A 20,546-nucleotide genomic window follows, 5' to 3' on the forward strand; every position below is an offset into this window, starting at 1 on the left:
GGCCACGCGCCCACCCCGGTCCCAGGAGGACCCCATGTTCCAGACCATCAAGCGACCGCAGCCGGGTCCGTCATCGGCCGCGCGCACGCCCGCGGCGACACGACGATGGCGACGCGCCCGTCCAGGTCTCGTCGCCCTCGGCATCGCGCTGCCGGCGATCCTCGTCTACCTGTACTTCTCGTGGGGTCCGATCCTCTCCTCGCTCGTGATGAGCGTCCAGGACATCACGCCCGGGCAGACGTCCACCTGGGTCGGGATGGAGAACTTCAGCTACGTGCTGAGCGATCCGAACCTGCCGCAGGCGACCCTCAACACCCTCCTCTACACCGGTCTCGCGATCCTCTTCGGCTTCCCGGTCCCGCTGGCCCTGGCCGTGTTCATCTCCGAGTTGCGCGGCCACCGTTGGTACTTCAGCGCCCTGGCCTACCTCCCCGTCATGGTGCCGCCGGTCGTCGCCATCCTGCTCTGGAAGTTCTTCTACGAACCGAGCGAGGACGGCGTCTTCAACGCGGTCCTCGGCGTCGTCGGCATCGGGCCGGTACCGTGGCTCACCGCTCCGACCCTCGCGATGCCGTCGATCGTCCTGGAGACCACCTGGGCCGGCGCCGGGACCGCCGTCATCATCTACATCGCCGCCCTCTCGAGCATCCCGGCCGAACTGTACGAGGCGGCCGAACTCGACGGCGCGGGCATCTGGCGTCGCGTCTGGCACGTCGCCCTGCCGCAGATGCGCGGCATCATCGGCACGATGCTGCTCCTCCAGGTGATCGGCACGATGCAGATCTTCACCGAGCCCTTCCTCTTCACCGGCGGCGGACCACTCGGTGCCACCAGGACCCTGCTGATGACCATCTACGACTACGCCTTCGTGCGCGTGGACTACGGCGCAGCGACCGCCCTGAGCGTCCTGCTCGCAGCAGTCCTCGCGGTCTTCGCCCTCGTCTACGCCCGTCTCACCCGCCGTTGGAGTGCCTCATGAGTGCGCCCGCACTAGCCCGCAGCGCCAAGCGCGCCGACCGACCCGAGCGCGACGCCGTCGGACGGTCGAACATCTCCGACACCGACCGCCGTCGACCCGTCGTCCGCGTCTCACTGCTCCTGGGACAGGTCGTCGTCCTCCTCGGCCTCGTCGTCGCGGGACTCGGTCCACTCGTGTGGCTCGCCCTCGCCGCCGTGTCGCCGACCCAGGACCTCATCCGAGAGCCGTTCGCGTTCTTCAGCAGCGGCGTCGTGCAGTGGGAGAACATCGGCATCGCCTGGGAACGCGGGCGGATCGGCCACTACCTCTGGAACACCGCGGTGCTCGCCCTCGGAGCGACCGTCGCGACCCTCGTGGTCTCCACCAGCGCCGCCTTCGTCATCACGGTGCTCCGGCCCCGATGGGGCCGCTTGTTCTCGGCAGCCATCCTCGCCACGCTGTTCGTCCCGGGCATCGTCGCGCTCGTTCCGCTGTACCTCACGGTCCGCGAGCTGCCGGTCGTCGGCATCTCCCTGCTGAACACGCCGTGGGCGGTCTGGCTGCCGGCTGCGGCCACGGCGTTCAACGTCCTGATCATCGCCCGCTTCCTCGAATCGATCCCCGCGGACCTCTACGACGCGGCTCGGATCGACGGAGCCGGCGCGCTGCGGATCCTGTGGAGCATCGTGCTGCCGCTGTCCCGTCCGATCCTGGGCGTCGTCGGACTGCTCGCCGTGGTCGCCTCGTGGAAGGACTACCTGTGGCCGCTCCTCGTGCTGCCGGACCCCGACCTCCAACCGGTGTCGGTGGCACTGCCGCGACTCGCGGCCCAGACGGAACTCAGCGTCCAGATGGCGGCACTGTTCCTGTCGCTCATCATCCCGGTGGCGCTGTTCCTGGTCTTCCAGCGACAGTTCCTCCGCGGTGCGAGCATGGCCGGCGGGGTGAAGGGATGACTCGCGTCCTGGTCACCGGCGCCGACGGCGAGATCGGCCGCGCCGTCAGCCACGCGCTGGTCCGCGCAGGCTACGAGGTCTCCGCGCTGTCGCTCGCCTTCGGCGCGGAACACCCCGCCGACCGGCTGTTCGTCGGCGACACGACCTCGGTGGCCGACGTCGCCGCCGCACTGGACGGCGTCGACGCGGTCGCCCACTTCGCCGCCATCCCGCACCCCTCGCTCGGGACGCCGTACGAGGTGTTCCGGGTGAACACCGACTCCACGTTCAACGTGCTCGAACAGGCCGGTCGACGCGGCGTGCGGCGAGCGGTCATCGCCAGCAGCATCAACGCGCTCGGGTACCCCAACAACCCGCACGGGACGTGGCCGCCGTCCTTCCCGCTGGACGAGCACACCCCCGCGGACATCGCCGACGCGTACTCGCTCTCCAAGTCGGTCGACGAGCAGACCGCCGCCTACGCCCACCGCCGCCACGGCATCGACGTGGTCGCCCTGCGCTTCCCGCTCGTGAAATGGCCGTCCGTCCTGCGCGACGTCGCCGAGGAGGTCGCGCGCGACCCCGCGGCCATGGCGCGCGAGGGCTGGGCCTACCTCACGATGGGTGACGCCACCCGCGCGGTGCTGCGCGGCCTCGAGGTGTCGACCGAGGGCGTGCTGGTCGCCGGCCTGAGCGCCGCGGACACGCTGCTCGGCGGCATGACGCATCTGCTGGCCGATCGCTACACGCCCGGTGTCCCGATCATCCGGCCGGTGTCCGACACCGCAGCCCTGATCGACACGACGACCGCGGAGCGGGCCCTCGGCTTCCACCCGACCGAATCCCTGCACGACGGGACCGCCGTCGCGCAGCCCGACCCCGAGACCCCGGTGAGGAACCTCCGATGACCGATGCCGCCCCGACCACCTTCGCCCAGCCGTGGATCCCGCGGGACGACGTGCGCATCACCGACGTCCGCGCGGTGGTCACCGCTCCCGAGGGCATCCCGCTCGTCGTGGTGAAGGTGCTCACGAGCGACGATGGGCTGTACGGTCTCGGCTGTGCGACCTTCACCCAGCGCTGGCGCGCCGTCGTCGCCTACCTCGACCACCTCCGGCCGCTCCTCGTCGGGCGGTACCCCGGAGACATCGAGGACCTCGGGCGGTTGATCCGCTTCTCCGCGTACTGGCGCGAAGGGCCCGTCGGCAACAACGCACTCTCGGGGATCGACATGGCCCTGTGGGACATCGCCGGCAAGCGGGCCGGGATGCCCGTGTACGAGCTCCTCGGTGGCAGGGTCCGGGCTGCGGCCGATGTGTACCTGCATGCCGAGGGTGCCGACCCCGAGGCCACGGCGGCCCACGCCGAGCAACTGCGGGACGAGGGCCTCCGGCACATCCGGGTGCAGACGGGCCAGGCCGGGATCGGCCACTACGGAGCACCGCCGGCCGCCGACCCCTACACCTGGGCGAAACACCCGCAGGGGTGGCGCGTGGAGGAGTACCTCCGGCGGACCCCGCGTCTCTTCCAGCGCATGCGGGAGCTCCTGGGCGACGAGGTCGAACTCCTGCACGACGTGCACTCCCGGCTGACGCCGCGCCAGGCGATCGCCCTCACCCGTGCGCTGGAACCGTACCGCCCGTTCTTCGTGGAGGACGTCCTGGCGCCGGAGCACTGGGACCGACTGCCCGAGGTGGCCGCCGCATCGCCCGTGCCGCTCGCGGTCGGCGAGCTGGCGACGTCGTTCACCGACGCGGCTCGCCTCGTCCGCACCCACTCCGTCGACTTCATCCGCTGTCACCTCTCCGACATCGGCGGCCTCAGCGCCGGTCGGCGACTGGCCACGCTCGCGGACGTCGAGGGCATCCGGACCGCCTGGCACTCCCCCGGTGATGCGTCGCCGTTCGCCGTGGCGGCCGCAGTAGCCCTCGACGTCTCGAGCCCCGCCTTCGGCGTTCAGGAGGGCCACCGGTATTCCGAGGCCTGTCACGAGGTGTTCCCGGGCATGCTCGACATCGTCGACGGCTGGCTCACCCCGAGCGACGCACCTGGCTGGGGCGTGGACCTGGACGAGCGCGAAGCCGCCAGGTATCCCGCGGGCGTCTCCGGCCACGACGCCTGGGCGGCCGGTGTGCGCGCCCCGGACGGCGGGCTCATCGCCCCCTGACCGCCCACGCCCCGTCCTCCTCCGCCTGCCCGTCACCCTCCGAAAGCGCACCCCATGCCCCGTTGGTCCGTCTCCCCCTCCCGTCGCGCCCTGCTGCGCGACGGCCTGCCGTCGTTCCTCCTCGCAGACACCGTCTGGGCCGCGTTCGGCGGTCCGACGGACGAGGAGTGGTCCGACTACCTCGTCCTGCGGCGTCGGCAGGGCTTCACCGCCCTGCTCATCAGCGTGTTGCCGATCGAGCACGACCGGTCCGAGGGTGGCCGTTCGCCCTACGCCGTCGTCGACGGGCGTCTGGACCTGTCCGCGGGCGATCCCGGCTACTGGCCGCGCGCGGTCCGGCTCCTCGAGCAGGCGGTCGAGCACGGGTTCACGCCGATGCTGGTCCTGTTGTGGAACAACTTCGTCCCGGCGACCTGGGGAGCGGGCCTCACGCCTCAGCTGGTGCTCGATGAGCAGCAGACGCTCGACCACGTGCGCGACTCGGTCGAGCGGTTCGCACGGTTCGAACCGATCTGGATCGTGTCTGGCGACGACGACCTCGACGCCGATGAGGCCATCGCCCGCTACAGCCTCGCCGCGTCCGAGGTCCGCCGCCTGGTACCGGAGGCGCTCGTCACCTGGCACAGCACGCCGACCGCCCGCATGCCGGAAGACCTCGCGAACGGTCCGCTGCTCGACCTGCACGGCCTGCAGTCCGGACACAACGAGGACTGGGACACCCTGCCGCAGACCCTCACCCGATACGTGGACGGGCTCGCGGTCACGAGGCCGATCATCGATCTGGAACCCTGCTACGAAGGCCTCGGTCGGTTCGCCGGCCGCGCGAGGCACTCGCGGGCGGACGTCCGGCGGGCGAGCTGGACGGGTGTCGTGGCAGGCGCTGCGGCCGGACTCGGCTACGGCGCGCACGGCGTGTGGTCGTGGCACCGTCGCGGCAGCGCGTTCACGGCCGAGGCGGTCCACGGCGTCCCGTTCCCGGCCGCCGTCGCACTCGACTTCCCCGGAGCGGACGACGTCGGGTTCCTCCGACGGGTCGTCGAGGCCGAGGGGCTGTCCGAACTGCGTGAGGACGGCTCACTCCTCGACCCCGAACCCTCGGGCGCCGTGGCGGGCCGGGTGGACGAAGACCTCGTCGCCGTGTACGCGCCGTCGGCATTCGCGCTGACGTGTCGACTCGATCCTGCTTCGGTGGCGTCGATCGCCGTCTACGACCTCGACGCGCGCCGGCAGGACGCCGCGACGTGGAGCGCGGTCGTGAGCGAGGACGGCACGGGCGGCATCCGCCTCGAGCAGCCCGAGTTCCCGGGCGACGCGTTGTTCGTGATCCGCCTCCAGGACGGGACGTCCGCAGCGTGACCTCGGCCACCGAGTCCGCGTCCGTGACGATCCGAGCCCACGGCCTCCGGATCCGGGTCGCCGCCCTCGGCGCACGGATCGACTCGATCCTCCTCGAGGCGACCGGTCTGGAGCTGCTGTACCGGACGCCGTGGGCCGACGCCGGCCGATCCGAGTGGAGCATGTCCTCCTCGAGCGCCCTCTGGCACCGTGACTACGCGGGTGGCTGGCACGTGCTGCTGCCGTCGGCGGGCGATCCCGATCCGCGGGCGCCCGTCGAGCAGCCCTTCCACGGCGAGGCCGCCTGGCGGACCTGGTCGCTGCGGCAGGACGGTGACACGGTGGTCGCCGACGTGCTGCTGCGCACCGTGCCCGTCCGGGTCGTCAGGACGGTGTCCGTGACCGAGGGCCGGGTCACGGTCGACACCGTGCTACGCAACGTCGGGATGGACGCGACCCGCCTGATGTGGGTCGAACACCCCGCCTTCGCGGGCGAGCTGTTCGACGACGCGGAGCTCCTCGTCGACGGCGGCGCGGTCGGTCTCGCGTCGGCACCGGGCTCCGCGTTCGCGGACCTGCCGGTCACGACCGGGACGGTCGAACTCCGGTCACGCTCCAGCGGCGTCGGGCTGCGACTCGGTTTCGACGTCACCGTCCATCCCCGGGTGTTCGTCTGGCAGGAGCGTCGCGGCGAGCGCGGGTTCCCCTGGTGGGGTGCCGGTGACGCCGTCGGTTTGGAGCCGGCATCCGACCCGTACGGCGATCCGGCCGACGGCGTCGGTTCGGTGCGCCTCGCGGTCGGCGAGGAGCGCTCGACCCGGTTCGAGCTCGACGTCGACCGCCTCGGATGAGCCTCGGGATCGCCGCCCGGTACAATCGATCCGCGATGTCTAGAAAAGCGATTTCCCTGCAGGATGTGGCCGCCATCGCCGGGGTCTCCGTCTCGACCGCATCGAAGGTGTTGCGCGGTCAGGGCAAGGCCTCGGACGCCACGCGCGAGCGCATCCTCGAGGCCGCGGCGCGACTGGACTACCAGCCGAACGCCCTCGGCCAGTTCCTCGCGCAGGGACGCAGCGCGACGATCGGTGTGCTGACGCTCAACGCCCCCGGCGCGTTCACGATGCCGGTCCTCACCGCCGCGACGACGACCCTCGGCGCCCGCGACCTCTCGGTCCTCGTGTCCGACTCCCGTCTCGACCGCTCCCTCATGGCCGCGACCGTCCGGAAGCTGCGCGCCCGCAACGTCGACGGCCTCCTCGTCATCGGCGACGGCAGCGGGACCGAGATGCGTTCGGTCACCGACGGGTTCGCGGTGCCCGTCGTCTACGCCTACGGTGCCTCGGACGATCCCGGGGATGCCTCGTTCCTGCACAACGGCCGCCTGGCCGGCGAGCTCGCGGGACGACATCTGCTGGGCCTCGGTCGCCGTCGCATCGCGCACATCGGTGCCTCGCTCGACGACCGCTCCGCCCACGACCGGGCGGAGGGACTGCACCGCGCGCTGGACGAGGCCGGGGTCGAGCTGGTCGGCGGGACGGGGCTCCACGGCGACTGGTCCCGGGCCTGGGGGCGTCAGGCGGCACAGCGACTCATCGAGGCCGGACACGACGTCGACGCGGTGTTCTGCGCGAACGACACCATCGCACTCGCCGCCATCGAGGTCTTCCGGGAGGCCGGTCGCCGGGTGCCCGAGGACATCGCCGTGGTCGGGATGGACAACCTCGCCGGCCTCATGGGTCAACGGGACCGGACCCTCACGACGATCGACCCGCTCCTCCACGACGTCGGCCGTGCTGCGGCCGGCTATCTCGCCGATGCGATCGCCGGTGGCACCTACGTCCCGGGGGTGCACTTCGTGGACGGCGAGCTCATCGAGGGCGAGTCGACCGGGTCCCCGGCCTGAGGTCGGTCCGGGTGGGTCTCGACGACCCGCCCGGCCGCCGTCAGGACAGCTTCTCGAGCTGCTCCTGGTACTCGGCCCGGACCTTGTCGTTCGTCGACTGCTTCCACGAGGCGATCCCCGACTTCACGGCGTCGAAGCTCGTACGGCCCAGGATGTACTCGTTCATCGTCGACGACAGGTTGTTCGTCGCCGATGCGGTCTTGCCGGCGGTCTCCGAGTAGAGGCCGGTGATCGGACTCTTCTGGAGCATGGGAGCGGCTTTCTGCTGCCACTCGTGCGAGCGCCGCAGCCGCTCCTCCATCGGCACGGCCGTCGCGAGGATCTGCGGTGCCGCCGCGAGTCGGTTGAGCGAGGTCGGGCCGATCTGCGCCGACCCCGCCTCGGTGAGGACGACGCGACCGTCCGCCTCCCGGGTGTGGTGCTCGCCCTCGACGCCGTACTGCAGGAAGAACCCTTCGGTGCTGCCGTAGGGGGCCGCGAGGTGGTTGAGCAGGGTCAGCAGCTCCTTCACCCGCGCCTCGTCCGCCTGCTTGATCGCCGTGAACGAGAACATCGACGAGCCCTGGTAGACGATGCCGTCGCCGCCGTCCGCCGCGAACGGCAGGATCGCGTCGTAGACCACGCCCTCCGGCGCACCGGGGTCGATGATGGCCGAGATGCCGTCCTGGTGCATGAGGACGGTGCCGTTGGCCATGTAGGTCTTCGCCTGCGAGCCGGAGATGCTCGGGGTGTCCGGATGGTAGTACCCGGCGTCCTTCAGCTCCTTGATGTACGAGAGCGTCTCGAGCCACCGGTCCGACTCCCACTTGTGGACGAGCTTCGACCCCTTCAGCTCCCACCCGTTCGGGACCCCGAACATCGCACCGATGAAGTCGTACCCCCAGTCGACGCTGTCGCCGTTGCTCTGCCCGCTGATCGCGTAGCGGTTGCGCTTGGCGTCGGTGACCGCCTTGCACAGCTCGGTGAAGTCGTCCTTCGTCTTGGGGGCGGGCTCCGCCCCGGTGAGGTCCTTGATGACGTCCGGACGCGAGATGAGCATGTTGCCGAAGGGTGGCCGGTTCACCGGGACACCGTAGATCCGGCCGTTGATCCGGCATCCCTCCCACGACGGCGTGGGCAGGTTCGCGAGGTTCGGGTACGTCTTCACGTTGTCGCCCGAGAGGTGGTCGGAGAGGTCGGCGAACTGCGCTTTGAGCAGCTGCGGGTAGGACGGCGGCAGCTGGAACGCGAGGAACTCGACGAGGTCCGGCACGCTTCCACCGGCCATGACCGTGGCGAACTTGGGTGCGAAGGAGTCGGCGGGGACCACCTGGAGGTCGAGTTCGCACCCGAGTTGCTTCTCGGCCGCCTGGAGGTAGCTGTTCGAGGCCGGCGCCGGCGGGCTGTACGAGATGACGAAGCCCGACACCGTGCCGCTGATCGCCGTCTTCCCCGACACCGAGGTGAACAGCTCCGACTCCTTCGGCGCGGAGTAGTACACCGGCTGGACCGTCGCCGAGCCGGCGAGATCGGGGGTCGGTCCCTTCGTGATCGGCACGTAGGTGGGTAGCGGGACGAGGGCTCCGGATCCGGCGGCTCCCGAGGTCGCACCACCGGGGGTGCAGCCGGTGAGCGCGGACCCGAGGCCGAGGACCGCGAGGCCGACGCCGGCCGCGGTGAGGAAGGTGCGGCGGGACAGGCCTGGGGTGGTGTCGTTCATCGTGGTCTCCTTCGAGGTGAGGCGAGCGCCTGGGGCGCGGGTCGGATCCCGGCGACGATGCCGGGTCGGTGGGTGCGGATCGGTCAGCCCTTGACGGCGCCGGTCAGCACGCCCTTCGTGAGGTGGCGTTGCACGAGCGGGTAGGCGATCAGGATCGGGACGATGGCGATGAGCACCACGGCCATCTGCAGGGACTCGGCGGGCGGCAGCACGGAGGCGTCCGAGGCGCCGCCGACGAGCGAGGAGCCCTGCAGCACGTACGTCCGGAGGACGAGCTGCAGCGTCCACTTCGAGGTGTCGTTGATGTAGAGGAGGGCGTTGAAGAACGCGTTCCAGTACCCGACCGCGTAGAAGAGGGCGACGACGGCGATCACCGCGCGGGACAGCGGGAGGACGATCGTGCCGAGGATGCGGAACTCCCCCGCACCGTCGATCTTCGCGCTGTCGATGAGCTCCTGCGGGATGCCCATCATGAAGCCGCGGACGACCACCATGTTGAAGACGCTGAACGCCCCGGGGAGGATGAGCGCCCAGACGTTGTCGAGCAGTCCGAGCTGCTTGACCATCAGGTACAGCGGGATGAGGCCCGGCGTGAAGAGGAAGGTGGCGAGCACGATCATGAGCACCGGGCGCTGGAAGAACGACCGTCGGCTGAGGGCCCACGCCGCCGAGACCGTGCAGACCAGGCTGATGAGCGTGCCGACGACGGTGACGAACAGCGTCACCAGGATCGCCCTGGTCACCACCCCGCCGGCGAGGATCTGCTGGTAGGCGTCGAGGGTGAACGACTTGGGCCACACGACGTAGCCGCCGGCGGCCGTGACGTCCTCGGCGGTCGAGACGCTGGTCGAGACCACGATGAGGAACGGGAAGAGGATGACGGCGAGGATCACGACGATCGCGAGTGCCTTGAGCGCGAGGACGACGGGCTTCGGCTTACCCGCCCAGATCGGTCGGACGATGGTGCTCATGATTTGGAATACACTCCTTGCTCGCCGAGCATGTGCGCCGCTTTGTTGGCGACGAGGATGAGGATGAGACCGACGAGGCCCTTGATGAGACCGGCGGCGATGCCGGTGCTCCAGTTGCCGTCGATGACGCCGTGGTAGTAGACGTAGGTGTCGAGCACTTCGGCGGCCCCCGGCCCGACGGCGTTCCGTTGCAGGATGATCTGCTCGAACCCGACGGACAGCGCCTCGCCCAGTCGCAGGATGAGCAGGAGCACGATGATGGGTCGGATGCCGGGCAAGGTGATGTGCCAGAACCGGCTCCAGGCGCCCGCGCCGTCGATGGCGGCGGCCTCGTAGAGGGAGTCGTCGATCGCCGCGAGTGCCGCGAGGAAGATGATCGTGCCCCAGCCCGCATCCTTCCAGATCACCTGTGAGGAGAGCAGCAGCTTGAACGTCGCCGGATCCGACATCACCGAGACGGTGCCGAGGTCCAGCTGCCGGAGCCAGGTGTTGAGGACACCACCGGAGCCGAGGCTCTGCTGGAAGAAGCCGACGACGATGACCCAGGACAGGAAGTGCGGCAGGTACAGCACCGACTGCACGATGGAGCGGAGCCAGGGCCAGGTCAGCGAGTGGATGAAGATGGCCAGCGCGATCGGCACGGGGAAGAACAGCACCAGTTGGATGAAGGTGATCTGGAGGGTGTTGGAGACCGCGTTCCAGAACGCCTGGTCGGTGAACAGCGCCGTGAAGTTGGCGAAGCCCACCCACGGGCTGTCCGGGATCGGGATGTACGGCTGGTAGTCCATGAACGCGATGACGTTCCCGAGCAGCGGGATGTACACGAACAGCAACAGCAGCACGACCGCCGGGGTCACCATGACGAGCAACGGTGCATCGCGACGGAACTGCATCCGGAACGGCACGCGGCGTCTCTTCGGCCGATCATCGGACCCGGCGGGGGCGATCGGTGGTCGGATGGTCTCCGGCCGATCGGTCGTCGTCGCGCTCACAGCAGCTCCCTTGCTCACGGCGGATGCCAGGTCTCGGGCCTCCGCGCCGTTCTCTCGAACGTTGGACATCATTCGCGGGGCCGCTGTGTAAAGTCAACATCATTCAATCATCCGAACAGGAATCGAACATCGGAGTTCATCATGGAGCTGTCGCAACGACACGAGCGCATCCTCGCCGAGCTGCGCATCCACGGCAGTCTCTCGGCAGCGGACTTCGCCGAACGGATGGGCATCTCGACGATGACCGTCCGGCGCGACCTCCGCGAGCTCGGTGAACAGGGTCGGCTCCGCCGCGTGCACGGTGGCGCGGTGTCCGTCGACACGCAGCCGACGACCGGGATGCCCCACCGGCCCGGTGCCCGGCCGGCCCCGGCTCCAGGGGCGGCCGACACCCTGTTCACCTTCGGGTTCGTCGTCCCAGACCCGAGCTACTACTTCCCGACGATCGTCGCCGGTGCGGTCGAGCGCGCCCAGTCGCTCGGTGGACGGATCGTCCTCGGCGTCTCCCGCTACGACCCCGACCGCGAGCGTGATCAGATCGAGCGCCTCCTCGTCGGCGGGGTGGACGGCCTGCTCGTGACGACGTCGATCCTCGACGCCCACCCGACGCTCGAGCTGCTGGAGCGGTCGCCGGTGCCGGTCGTCCTCGTCGAGCGCTCCGTCGCAGAGTCCGCGATCGGCGACGGCCTGGAGTTCGTGCGCACCGACCACGCCGCCGGGGCGGTCATGGCCCTGCGTCACCTGGCCGGACTCGGCCACGAACGCATCGGGATGGCCGCCTTCGACACCCCCACGACGCCCTCGCTGCGTCTCGGCTTCGAGCGGGCCGTGCGCCAGCTCGGACTGCGCGAGGACGCCAGCACGGCCATCATCGACGACCAGCAGGGCGTCGGCGAGCAGACGCGGCGATACCTGGAGGCGTGCGTGGCGTCCGGGACGACGGCGGTGTTCCTGCACTCGGACCACTACGCCGTCGAGTTCGCGGATGCCGCGCTCGACCTCGGCCTGTCCATCCCCGGAGACCTGTCGATCGTCGCCTACGACGACGAGGTCGCCGGCCTGGCCAGGGTGCCGCTCACGGCCGTCGCGCCGCCCAAACGCGACATCGGCAGGTTCGCGGCCACGATGTGCTTCGAACGCATCTCGGCCGCAGCCCAGACGGGGTTCGCCGCGCGCCACACGAGCCTGCGTCCGAGCCTCAGCCTCCGCGAGTCGACGGCACCGCCTCGGTGAGGCACGGGGTGTTCGTTTGCTGTTCGTTTGAACGCGAGTGCTTGACAGGCTCCGGCGTCGCGCACTGGGATTGAGCCTGCTGTCGAGACGACCAGGAGGCGACGATGCTGCAGAGCGAGAGCGCCCTCCGAGGCACGGTCGGCTTCCTCATGCCGGAGGGCACCTTCGAGCGGGTGTTCTCCGAGCTCGACCTCGCACGCCTGCGGTCCGAGTCGCGCCTCCATCTCCTGTCCGACCGCCCCCTCCGTCCGGAGCGCGTCGACGACCGCGCGCTGTTGGCCGAAGCCGAGGTGCTCGTGACCGGCTGGGGGTCCCCGGCGCTGGACGAGCCGCTCCTGCGGATGCTCCCGTCCCTGCGCGCGGTGGCCCACTCGGCCGGCAGCGTCCGCGGCATCGTCACGGACGCCCTGCTCGACCGTCACGTGTCGCTGACGTCGAGCGCAGCGGCCAACGCGGTACCGGTCGCCGAGTTCACCGTCGCGATGATCGTGCTCGCCGCCAAGCGGACGTTCTGGGCGGCGGAGACGCTGCGGTCCTCGAACGCCCCTGTCGACGCCGAGCGGGCCTGGCCGACCGTCGGCAGCCACGGCATCACCGTGGGGGTCGTGGGGGCCTCGCGCATCGGTCGGCTCGTCATCGAACGGCTCGCCTCCCTCGACGTACGGGTGCTCGTCGCCGACCCGACGCTCGACCACGAGCAGCGGCTCGCCATCGGCGTACCCTGCGTGCCCCTCGAGGAGCTGGCCGCAGGCAGTGACATCGTCACCCTCCACGCGCCGGCCCTGCCCTCGACTCGGCACCTCGTCGACCGCGGACTCCTCCGGCTGATGCGTCCCGGCACCACCGTCATCAACACCGCCCGTGGCGACCTCGTCGACCACGAGGCCCTCGCCGATCGTCTCGAATGCGGCGACCTCGTCGCGATCCTCGACGTGACCTCCCCCGAGATCCTGCCGTCGACCTCACGGCTGTGGTCGACGCCGAACACGGTCATCACGCCCCACATCGCCGGCTCGGCCGGGAACGAACTCGGCCGGCTCGCCACCAACACCGTGGACGAGGTCCTGCACCTCGTCAGGACCGGCGCCTTCCGACGACCGATCACCATCGCCGCGCTCGCGCTCCAGGCGTGAGCGGGCCGCCGAACCGCACACCACTGAACCGCAGACCACCGAACCGCAGCAGAGGCCAGACCATGCCCCTCCCAGCAGCCACCAGCGCGCCGACCACCACGAGCTTCGCCGAGCAGTTCACGCCGCGGGCGCGCCGAGCCCTGCGCGTCGGGAGCTGGCGCGCAGGACCGCCGGTCGGAGACCGCACCGCCTGGGGCCGGGTCTCGGAGCGGGACCGGACGGCGTTGCTCGCCGCGGCGCGGCACTGGTGCGTCGAGGCCGACCGCAACCCGCCCACGCTGTCCCTCTGGGCGCGGTACAGCTCCGACGGCGACCGGACCCCCTACGAAACGGCGCAGCAGGCGCTCCTCGGTGCGGTCGCCTCGTCCGCGCTCGCCCTCGGCGTGACCGACGACGAGGCCTGGGTCCGCGAGCTCGGCGATCGCGTCTGGCGGCTCTGCGAGCTGACCGCGTGGTGTCTGCCCTCCCACTACGCCCTGCCGGAGTCCGGCGAGCGCCCGTTCCTTCCGCTCCCTGGCCGCGACATCCTCGACCTGTCCGACGCCTACGTGGGCGGCATGCTCGCCGCGGTGGACACGATCGCGGGTGACCGCTTGGAGCTGGCCTTCCCCGGGCTGCGCTCGCGGGTGCACGCGGAGATCCGGCGTCGCGTGCTGGACCCGTGGCGGAACGAGGTGGACTTCTGGCACGGGCTCGACGGCCCGCCGAACAACTGGGCGCCGTGGATCGTCTCGAACGTCCTCGTGTGCTCGGCGGTGGTCGAGACGGACCCGGACGAGCTGGCGTCGTCGATCGACCGCGCACTCGTCATCCTGGACCGGTTCCGAGCGGGCTACGCCGATGACGGCAGCTGCGACGAGGGGGCGACCTACTGGTGGTGGGCGGGGGCGACGCTGTTCGAGGCACTCGACCTCCTCGGCGAGGTCACCGAGGGCGCGTTCGACGGGTTCGCGGTCGCGCCGGTGGCCGCGATGGCCCGTTTCCCGATGGTGATGCAGCTCTCCGGCGAGTCACAGGTCAACTTCTCGGACGGGTCCGCGAGCCTGCCGACGAACGCCACATGGAACCTGCTCGCCCGCTTCGGCGAGCGCGTGGGCGACGACGAGGTGGCGGCCCATGCCCGCTGGATGGGGCGCTCGCATCCGCTCGGCTTCTCGGCGCAGTTGGCCCCGTTGTTCCGCCGCACACTCGCGGAGCTGCTCGATTCGGCGTGGACGACCTCGGGTGACGCGGTGCCCGGGATGCCGGCGTCCTGGTACGCGCCGGGCACGGAGGTCGCGGTGTTCCGCGAGCACGCCGGTCGCGTGGACGGCTGGGCGGTCGCCGCGAAGGGCGGTCACAACGACGTCAGTCACAACCACAACGACGCCGGCGGCGTGATCGTCTCGTTGGACGGCGCACCCGTCCTCATCGACGTCGGCGTGGGCGTGTACCACCGCGACACCTTCATGCCCGACACCCGCTACGGCATCTGGACCATGCGGAGTGCGTTCCACAACGTGCCGCTCCCCGCAGGTGTCGAACAGCCGTATGGCCGGGGGTTCGCGGCGAGTGGGACGCGGTTCTCCGACGGTGACGGACGCGCGGTCCTCGCCATGTCGCTCCTGGGCGCGTATCCGGCCGAGGCTCGGCTGACGGCGCTCGACCGCACGGTGTCGCTCGACCGCTCGGCCGGCACCGTCCTGATCGAGGACGACTGGGCGTTCTCGGAACCGATGCGGATGACGCTCACCTTCCTCACCGCCGTCGAGCCGGTCGTCGCGGGCGGTGGGATCCTGGTCGGCGACGCCCGCCTGGACACCGACCCCGCGTTCGAGGTGGCGGTGAACCGGATCGACATCGACGACCCGAAGCTCCACGAGGTCTGGGGGTCGGCCATCTTCCGCATCCGGCTCGTGCAGCGCGCCACCGCGACGAGCGGGTCACACACGCTGCGGGTGCGCCGCGCGCAACAGTACCCGGAACCGGGAGCACCGATGGAGGCCCCACGATGACGCCCGACCCGCTCCCGCCGTTCCGTCTACCGGCCGCGGACCCCGTCGCCGCACCCTTCACCGGGTGGACGCGGGCGCACTGGGAGGCCGCGGCCGACCGGTGGCTGGCGGAGGTCCGCCGGTTCGAGAGCCCGCTCGGCGGCATTCCTCGGCTGCCAGGTCGGGTCACCCGCGACGGTGTCGCCCGCGAGGGCATGGAGGCGGTCGGTCGCTCCTTCCTCCTCGCCGCACCACGGATCGCCGGCGGCGGAGACGGCGATGGTGACGGGGTCGAGGACCTCGTCGCCTGGTACAGCCGGGCACTCCTCGCCGGTACGGCCCCGGACGGTCCGGAGTCCTGGCCGCTGGGCGTGACGTGTCGGGCTCCTGGCACGGGCGTCACCAACTCGATCGTGGAGGCGGCGAACATCGCGTTCGGCCTGTACGTCAGTCGAGACCGACTGTGGGCGGGGCTCACCCGGAAGGAGCAGGTGCAGATCGCCGACTGGCTGCGCCACCATGCGCGCCTCGAGGTCTGGCACAACAACTGGCAGCTCTTCCCGGCGATGGCGGAGGCGTTTCTCCGCTCGGTCGACGAGGACGTCACCGGGCTGAACGGCACGAGGAACGTCGCCCGCGTGGAGTCGTGGCACCTGGAGCAGGGCTGGTACACCGACGGTCCGGAACACGCGATCGACTACTACAACGCGTGGGCGATCCACCCCTACCTCTGGGCCTGGTACCGCATGACCGACCGCACGGGCACGGCCGACGGCTCACGGCATCTGGAACGGCTGCACGACTTCACCGGCTCCTTCGCGCGCATGGTCGCACCCGACGGGTCGATGGTGCACGTCGGTCGCTCGCTGAGCTATCGGACGGCCGCCCTCGCCGCGCTCTGGTGCGCCGAGCTCTCGGGGGTAAACCCGTTGAGCCCCGGCGCGACGCGTCGCCTGGCCTCCGGGGTGGTCTCGGGGTTCGTCCGGCACGGCGTCGGTGTCGACGGCCCGCTGAGTCTCGGTTGGTACGGGCCGTGGGAGCCCACCGCGCAGAGCTACAGCGGCTTCGGTTCGCCGTACCTCGCGGGCATCGGGTTCCTCGGGCTCGCCATCGACCGCGACGACCCGGTGTGGACCGCTCCGGAACACCCGCAGCCGACCGACGGGCCGCCGGAGACCACCGTGCTGCCGGCGGTCGGGTGGATCCTGCGCTCGCAGCGGGACGGTGTCGTGACGCTCGCCAACCACGGCAGCGACCACTGCGAGATCCCCGTCGAGCCCGCTCGCGCCGACGCGGACGATCCGCACTACGCCAAGTTCGGGTACTCCTCGCACACCGCCCCGGGGACGGGCGCGGCGTGGGACGAGAACGTCGACGGCCATCTCGCGCTGCTCGATGAGGACGGGCGGGCGAGTCGCCGCGCCGCGATCCGCGGGATGCGGACCGTCGGCGAGGTCTCCGGCTCGGTGCACCTCCCACAGCTCGACGGCCGAGTGTGGCCGGGCTGCGCCGTCACCACGGTCAGCATCGTCCACGGCGATCAGGAGCTCCGCGCGCACCTCGTCGAGTCGACTCGCGCGTGGGCCGTCCGCGAGGGCGGTGCGGCCGTCGCCGACGACGCGGTACTGCGCACCGTGGTCGATCCCGCCGGGGCCGCGCCGCGGGCCACGGTGGTCGGTCGCGACGGGCTCGCAGCGACCATCGTCGGGCTGCACGGCTGGGACCGCGCGGAGGCCGTCGCCTACCGCGACGCCAACGCGTTCGGTCCCCACTCGGCGGTCCCGGCGCTGTGCGCCGCCAGCACTCCGGGGCACACCGTCCTGGCCGCACTCCACACCCTCCGCTTCGACGACGGCGAGACACCCGACCTCCCGGTCGCGGTGGACGTGACCGGGACCCGGCTGGTCGCACGGTGGACCGACGGAACCGTGCACGACGTCGACCTCGCCACCTTCGTCCCCTGGGACGGCCAGCTCGCACGCCCGTCCGCGGACTGACCACCGCACCCATCCGAAAGGACCCCATGTCCACCGACACCCGACAGCCCGTCGTCCACCTGCGATCGCGCGCCGTGAGCGTCGTTATCGACCTGCGCGACGGTCGCCTGCCGTCGATCGCGCACTGGGGAGCCGACCTCGGTCCGCTCGACGATCGGGAGCTCGCCGATGTCGTGCGCGGTGCGGAGCGGTTCGTCACGGAGAACGCACCCGATCGACCGACCCGCCTCGCGGTGCTTCCGGAACAGAGCGAGGCCTGGCTCGGTCGGCCGGGCATCACCGGCAGCCGGGACGGACGCGACTGGTCGCCGCTGTTCACGATGGAGCCGGCGCAGGTGACCCCGCGCACGGTGACCGTCGACGGCGAGGACGCCGAGGCGGGCCTGGCGATCCGGATCGAGTTCGAGCTGAGCGAGGCCGGTCTCCTGCGTGTCCGCGCGACGCTCCGCAACGTCGCCGACGGCGTCTACCGGCTCGACGACCTGCATCTCGCGCTCCCGATCCCGGCTCGCGCCCGGGAGGTCCTCGACCTCGCCGGCCGGTGGGGCAAGGAGCGGACGCCGCAGCGCTCGCCGCTCCGGGTCGGCGCCTGGGTGCGCGAGGACCGCCGCGGGCGGACCGGGCCGGACGCGCCGCTCGTCCTGAACGTGGGCGTCCCCGGGTTCGGCTTCGCCACGGGCGAGGTCTGGGGCGTCCACGTGGGGTGGAGCGGCAACCAGCGACACCTCGCGGAACGGCTCTCGACCGGCGACCAGGTGATCGGCGGTGGCGAGCTGCTCCTGCCGGACGAGGTCCGCCTCGGCCCCGGCGAGGCCTACACGAGCCCCTGGGTGTACGGCGCCCACGGGGACGGGCTCGACGCCCAGGCCGCGCTGTTCCACGAGCACCTGCGCGCGCAACCCGGCCATCCGGCACGGGACCGACCGCTCACGCTCAACGTGTGGGAGGCGGTGTACTTCGATCACGACGCCGAGGCTCTGATGCAGTTGGCCGAGGTCGCGTCCTCGCTCGGGATCGAGCGGTTCGTCCTCGACGACGGCTGGTTCCGTGGGCGACGACACGACCGCGCGGGGCTCGGCGACTGGTTCGTCGACGAGGAGGTGTGGCCTGACGGGCTGCAGCCGCTCGCCGACCGGGTCCGGAGCCTGGGGATGGAGTTCGGTCTGTGGTTCGAGCCGGAGATGGTGAACCTCGACTCCGATCTGGCCCGGGAGCACCCGGACTGGATCATGCAGACGGGCGGACGATTGCCGATCCCCGCCAGGAACCAGCAGGTCCTCGATCTCGGCCGACCAGAGGCCTTCGCCGCCGTCCTGGAACGGATGACCGCGATCCTGACCGAGGTCGACATCGCGTACATCAAGTGGGATCAGAACCGCGACCTCGTCGACGCCGGGTCGGCACCCGACGGTCGGGCCGGCGTGCATCGTCAGACGGCGGCCGTGTACCGGTTGATGGACGAACTCACGCGTCGGTTCCCGGAGCTGGAGATCGAGTCCTGCTCCTCCGGCGGCTCACGCGTCGACCTCGGCGTCCTCGAGCGCACGCACCGCGTGTGGGCCTCGGACTGCAGCGACCCGCTCGAGCGGCAGCAGATCAACCGCTGGACCGCCCAGCTGGTCCCCCTGGAGCGGCTCGGCGCCCACATCGCCTCCGGGCGCTCGCACACCACGGGCCGCTCGCACGAGCTGTCCTTCCGTGCGGCGACCGCGCTCTTCGGCCATCTCGGGGTCGAGTGGGACCTGCGGCAGGCGTCCCCGGCGGACCTCGCGGAGTTGGCCGACTGGTTCGCGCTCTACCGCTCGACCAGGGCCCTGCTGCACACGGGGCGGCTCGTCCGTGAGGACGTGGTCGACGACGCGCTCCAGATCACGGGGGTGGTGGCCGCGGACCGGTCGGAGGCGTTGTTCTCCCTCGCATTCCTCGGGCGTTCCGACGTCGCGAGGATCGGGCGGTTCACGCTCCGCGGCCTGGACCCGGAGCGTCGCTACCGGGTCCGGCCGCTGCGCATCGGCGAGCCCTCGGGAGGGCGCACCGTCCCCGCCTGGTTCGGTGAACCGGACGGGGTGGACGGTCCGCACGCCGGTTGGACCGGCGTGGTGATGTCCGGGGCGACCCTCCGCCACGCCGGCCTGCAGACCCCGGCGACCCCGCCCGAACGGGCGTGGATCGTCGAGGTCGCCGCGGTCGACGACTAGGGCAGCACCACCTCACCCTGGTTGAGCACCCTCGGGTGGAAGTAGGTGTTCTGGATCTCGGTGTTCGAGTTGTTGCCGCGCAGCTGCTCGGACCAGATCATGAAGTATGACCAGCGTGTCTGGGACTGCAACAGGTTCGCGTCGGGCACCTTGCCCATCTCCGCGATGGCGATCGGCTTCGTCCCGGCGATCGACTGCAGCTGCTGGTAGTCGGCGGTGCTCGGGTAGTTCTTGTACCAGACGTCGAGCGAGACGACGTCGACGTAGGAGTTCCCGGGGTAGTAGCCCGACCACCCGCCCTGCGGGTTGTCCTGGACGTTCCAGACCCAGATGAGGTTGTCGAGGCCCTGGGCGTCGAAGTAGTCGCGCATCTGCTGGAAGATCTTCGCGCCACCGTTCGCGCCTGAGCGGCCACCCCACCAGTTCCAGGTCTCGTTCATCTCGTGGAACGGACGGAACAGGACGGGGATCCCGGCGTCCTTGAGCTGCCGCAGGTACGGCACCACCTCGGCCATCCGCTGCCGCCAGGTCGTGTTGAGCGCGGTGCCTCCCGTCACGATCTGCGTGAACTGGGCGTTCGAGATCTGGGTCTTCACCCCGCCGTCGAACTCGCAGGTGGAGGGTCCGGTCGGTGAGCAGGCGTGCCAGGTGAGGGCGACGAGCGAGCCGTTCGCCCACTCCGTCTTCGCCTGGTCGATCACCCGCTGTCGGTTCGCGGCGTCCTGCCCGCGGAACATGAGGTCACCGCCCCAGAGCCCGGGATACTGCCCGGTGACGTCCTTCACCTGCTGGGTGTACTGACCCGGCAGGCTCGCCGGTTCCTTATTGTGCTGGCCCGACACGATGTTCGTCCCGGCGATCGTCTTGAGGTACTGGATCACCGTGGCCTTGTTCTTCGCGGGGAACGCCTCGGCGTCCACCGGTTGCGCGACGGCGGAGCCGACGAGGCCGAGGACGAGCGCGGCGCCCAGTGCGATGCGCGTCCTCCGGGTGTGCGATGTCATGTCCATCTCCTTTCCGCCCTGCGTCGTCGGAGGGCGGCGACCCCAGGA

The 20,546-nt window shown here is 70.8% G+C and carries 16 protein-coding genes; 12 read left to right on the forward strand and 4 right to left on the reverse strand.

Annotated elements, in window-relative coordinates; all coding sequences use genetic code 11:
* Positions 1-34: 34 nt before the first annotated feature.
* Genes AC4PMY_RS07870 through AC4PMY_RS07900 form a run of 7 tightly spaced genes read left to right on the forward strand, consistent with a single transcriptional unit; the run spans position 35 to position 7,298 of the window.
* Complete coding sequence (locus AC4PMY_RS07870) at positions 35-979, forward strand: carbohydrate ABC transporter permease (protein WP_064295934.1); 945 nt, start codon at positions 35-37, stop codon at positions 977-979.
* The gene (locus tag AC4PMY_RS07875) at positions 976-1,914 is read left to right on the forward strand and encodes a carbohydrate ABC transporter permease (protein ID WP_064295933.1); all 939 of its coding nucleotides are present in this window, start codon (positions 976-978) and stop codon (positions 1,912-1,914) included. Before AC4PMY_RS07870 ends, AC4PMY_RS07875 begins: the two co-directional genes overlap by 4 nt.
* Positions 1,911-2,801 carry an NAD-dependent epimerase/dehydratase family protein gene (locus tag AC4PMY_RS07880; protein WP_071261276.1) on the forward strand — a complete coding sequence of 297 codons (891 nt, stop codon included), beginning with the start codon at positions 1,911-1,913 and terminating at the stop codon, positions 2,799-2,801. Before AC4PMY_RS07875 ends, AC4PMY_RS07880 begins: the two co-directional genes overlap by 4 nt.
* Positions 2,798-4,060, forward strand: a complete 1,263-nt coding sequence (locus AC4PMY_RS07885) for an enolase C-terminal domain-like protein (RefSeq protein WP_491622377.1) — start codon at positions 2,798-2,800, stop codon at positions 4,058-4,060. Before AC4PMY_RS07880 ends, AC4PMY_RS07885 begins: the two co-directional genes overlap by 4 nt.
* Positions 4,061-4,114: 54 nt before the next feature.
* Entirely contained in the window at positions 4,115-5,416 is a 1,302-nt protein-coding gene (locus tag AC4PMY_RS07890) for an apiosidase-like domain-containing protein (protein WP_491622378.1), read from the forward strand.
* Positions 5,413-6,246 carry an aldose epimerase family protein gene (locus AC4PMY_RS07895; protein ID WP_491622379.1) on the forward strand — a complete coding sequence of 278 codons (834 nt, stop codon included), beginning with the start codon at positions 5,413-5,415 and terminating at the stop codon, positions 6,244-6,246. Before AC4PMY_RS07890 ends, AC4PMY_RS07895 begins: the two co-directional genes overlap by 4 nt.
* Before the next feature lie 35 nt (positions 6,247-6,281).
* Positions 6,282-7,298 carry a LacI family DNA-binding transcriptional regulator gene (locus AC4PMY_RS07900; protein WP_064295998.1) on the forward strand — a complete coding sequence of 339 codons (1,017 nt, stop codon included), beginning with the start codon at positions 6,282-6,284 and terminating at the stop codon, positions 7,296-7,298.
* Between the two features lie 40 nt (positions 7,299-7,338).
* Here the strand turns inward: AC4PMY_RS07900 and AC4PMY_RS07905 are convergent, their stop codons facing one another.
* The 3 genes from AC4PMY_RS07905 to AC4PMY_RS07915 form a co-directional block, all read right to left on the reverse strand.
* Positions 7,339-8,997, reverse strand: coding sequence for an extracellular solute-binding protein (locus tag AC4PMY_RS07905; RefSeq protein ID WP_491622380.1), 1,659 nt, complete (start codon positions 8,995-8,997; stop codon positions 7,339-7,341).
* A gap of 83 nt (positions 8,998-9,080) precedes the next feature.
* A complete protein-coding gene (locus AC4PMY_RS07910) occupies positions 9,081-9,968 on the reverse strand; it encodes a carbohydrate ABC transporter permease (RefSeq protein ID WP_064295927.1) in 888 nt (295 codons plus the stop codon).
* Complete coding sequence (locus tag AC4PMY_RS07915) at positions 9,965-10,960, reverse strand: ABC transporter permease (RefSeq protein ID WP_491622381.1); 996 nt, start codon at positions 10,958-10,960, stop codon at positions 9,965-9,967. The genes AC4PMY_RS07910 and AC4PMY_RS07915 overlap by 4 nt, the downstream gene beginning before the upstream one ends.
* 141 nt (positions 10,961-11,101) lie before the next feature.
* Here AC4PMY_RS07915 and AC4PMY_RS07920 point away from each other — a divergent pair, with 141 nt between their 5' ends.
* The 5 genes from AC4PMY_RS07920 (at position 11,102) to AC4PMY_RS07940 (ending at position 19,494) form a co-directional block, all read left to right on the forward strand.
* The gene (locus AC4PMY_RS07920; RefSeq protein ID WP_314137905.1) at positions 11,102-12,193 is read left to right on the forward strand and encodes a substrate-binding domain-containing protein; all 1,092 of its coding nucleotides are present in this window, start codon (positions 11,102-11,104) and stop codon (positions 12,191-12,193) included.
* Between the two features lie 104 nt (positions 12,194-12,297).
* Complete coding sequence (locus AC4PMY_RS07925) at positions 12,298-13,326, forward strand: hydroxyacid dehydrogenase (protein ID WP_064295925.1); 1,029 nt, start codon at positions 12,298-12,300, stop codon at positions 13,324-13,326.
* A gap of 62 nt (positions 13,327-13,388) precedes the next feature.
* Positions 13,389-15,320 carry a heparinase II/III domain-containing protein gene (locus tag AC4PMY_RS07930; protein WP_491622382.1) on the forward strand — a complete coding sequence of 644 codons (1,932 nt, stop codon included), beginning with the start codon at positions 13,389-13,391 and terminating at the stop codon, positions 15,318-15,320.
* Positions 15,317-17,296 (forward strand): DUF2264 domain-containing protein, encoded by a 1,980-nt coding sequence (locus AC4PMY_RS07935; RefSeq protein ID WP_491622383.1) that lies wholly within the window; start codon positions 15,317-15,319, stop codon positions 17,294-17,296. The genes AC4PMY_RS07930 and AC4PMY_RS07935 overlap by 4 nt, the downstream gene beginning before the upstream one ends.
* Before the next feature lie 26 nt (positions 17,297-17,322).
* Positions 17,323-19,494: an alpha-galactosidase gene (locus AC4PMY_RS07940; RefSeq protein WP_491622384.1), complete on the forward strand. Its 2,172-nt coding sequence runs from the start codon at positions 17,323-17,325 to the stop codon at positions 19,492-19,494.
* Here AC4PMY_RS07940 and AC4PMY_RS07945 read toward each other — a convergent pair.
* Positions 19,491-20,498: a glycoside hydrolase family 26 protein gene (locus AC4PMY_RS07945; RefSeq protein ID WP_175116833.1), complete on the reverse strand. Its 1,008-nt coding sequence runs from the start codon at positions 20,496-20,498 to the stop codon at positions 19,491-19,493. The two genes, AC4PMY_RS07940 and AC4PMY_RS07945, sit on opposite strands and share 4 nt — an antisense overlap.
* Positions 20,499-20,546: the final 48 nt, after the last annotated feature.

The sequence above is a fragment of the Plantibacter sp. MDV22-iso1 genome, assembly GCF_058408345.1.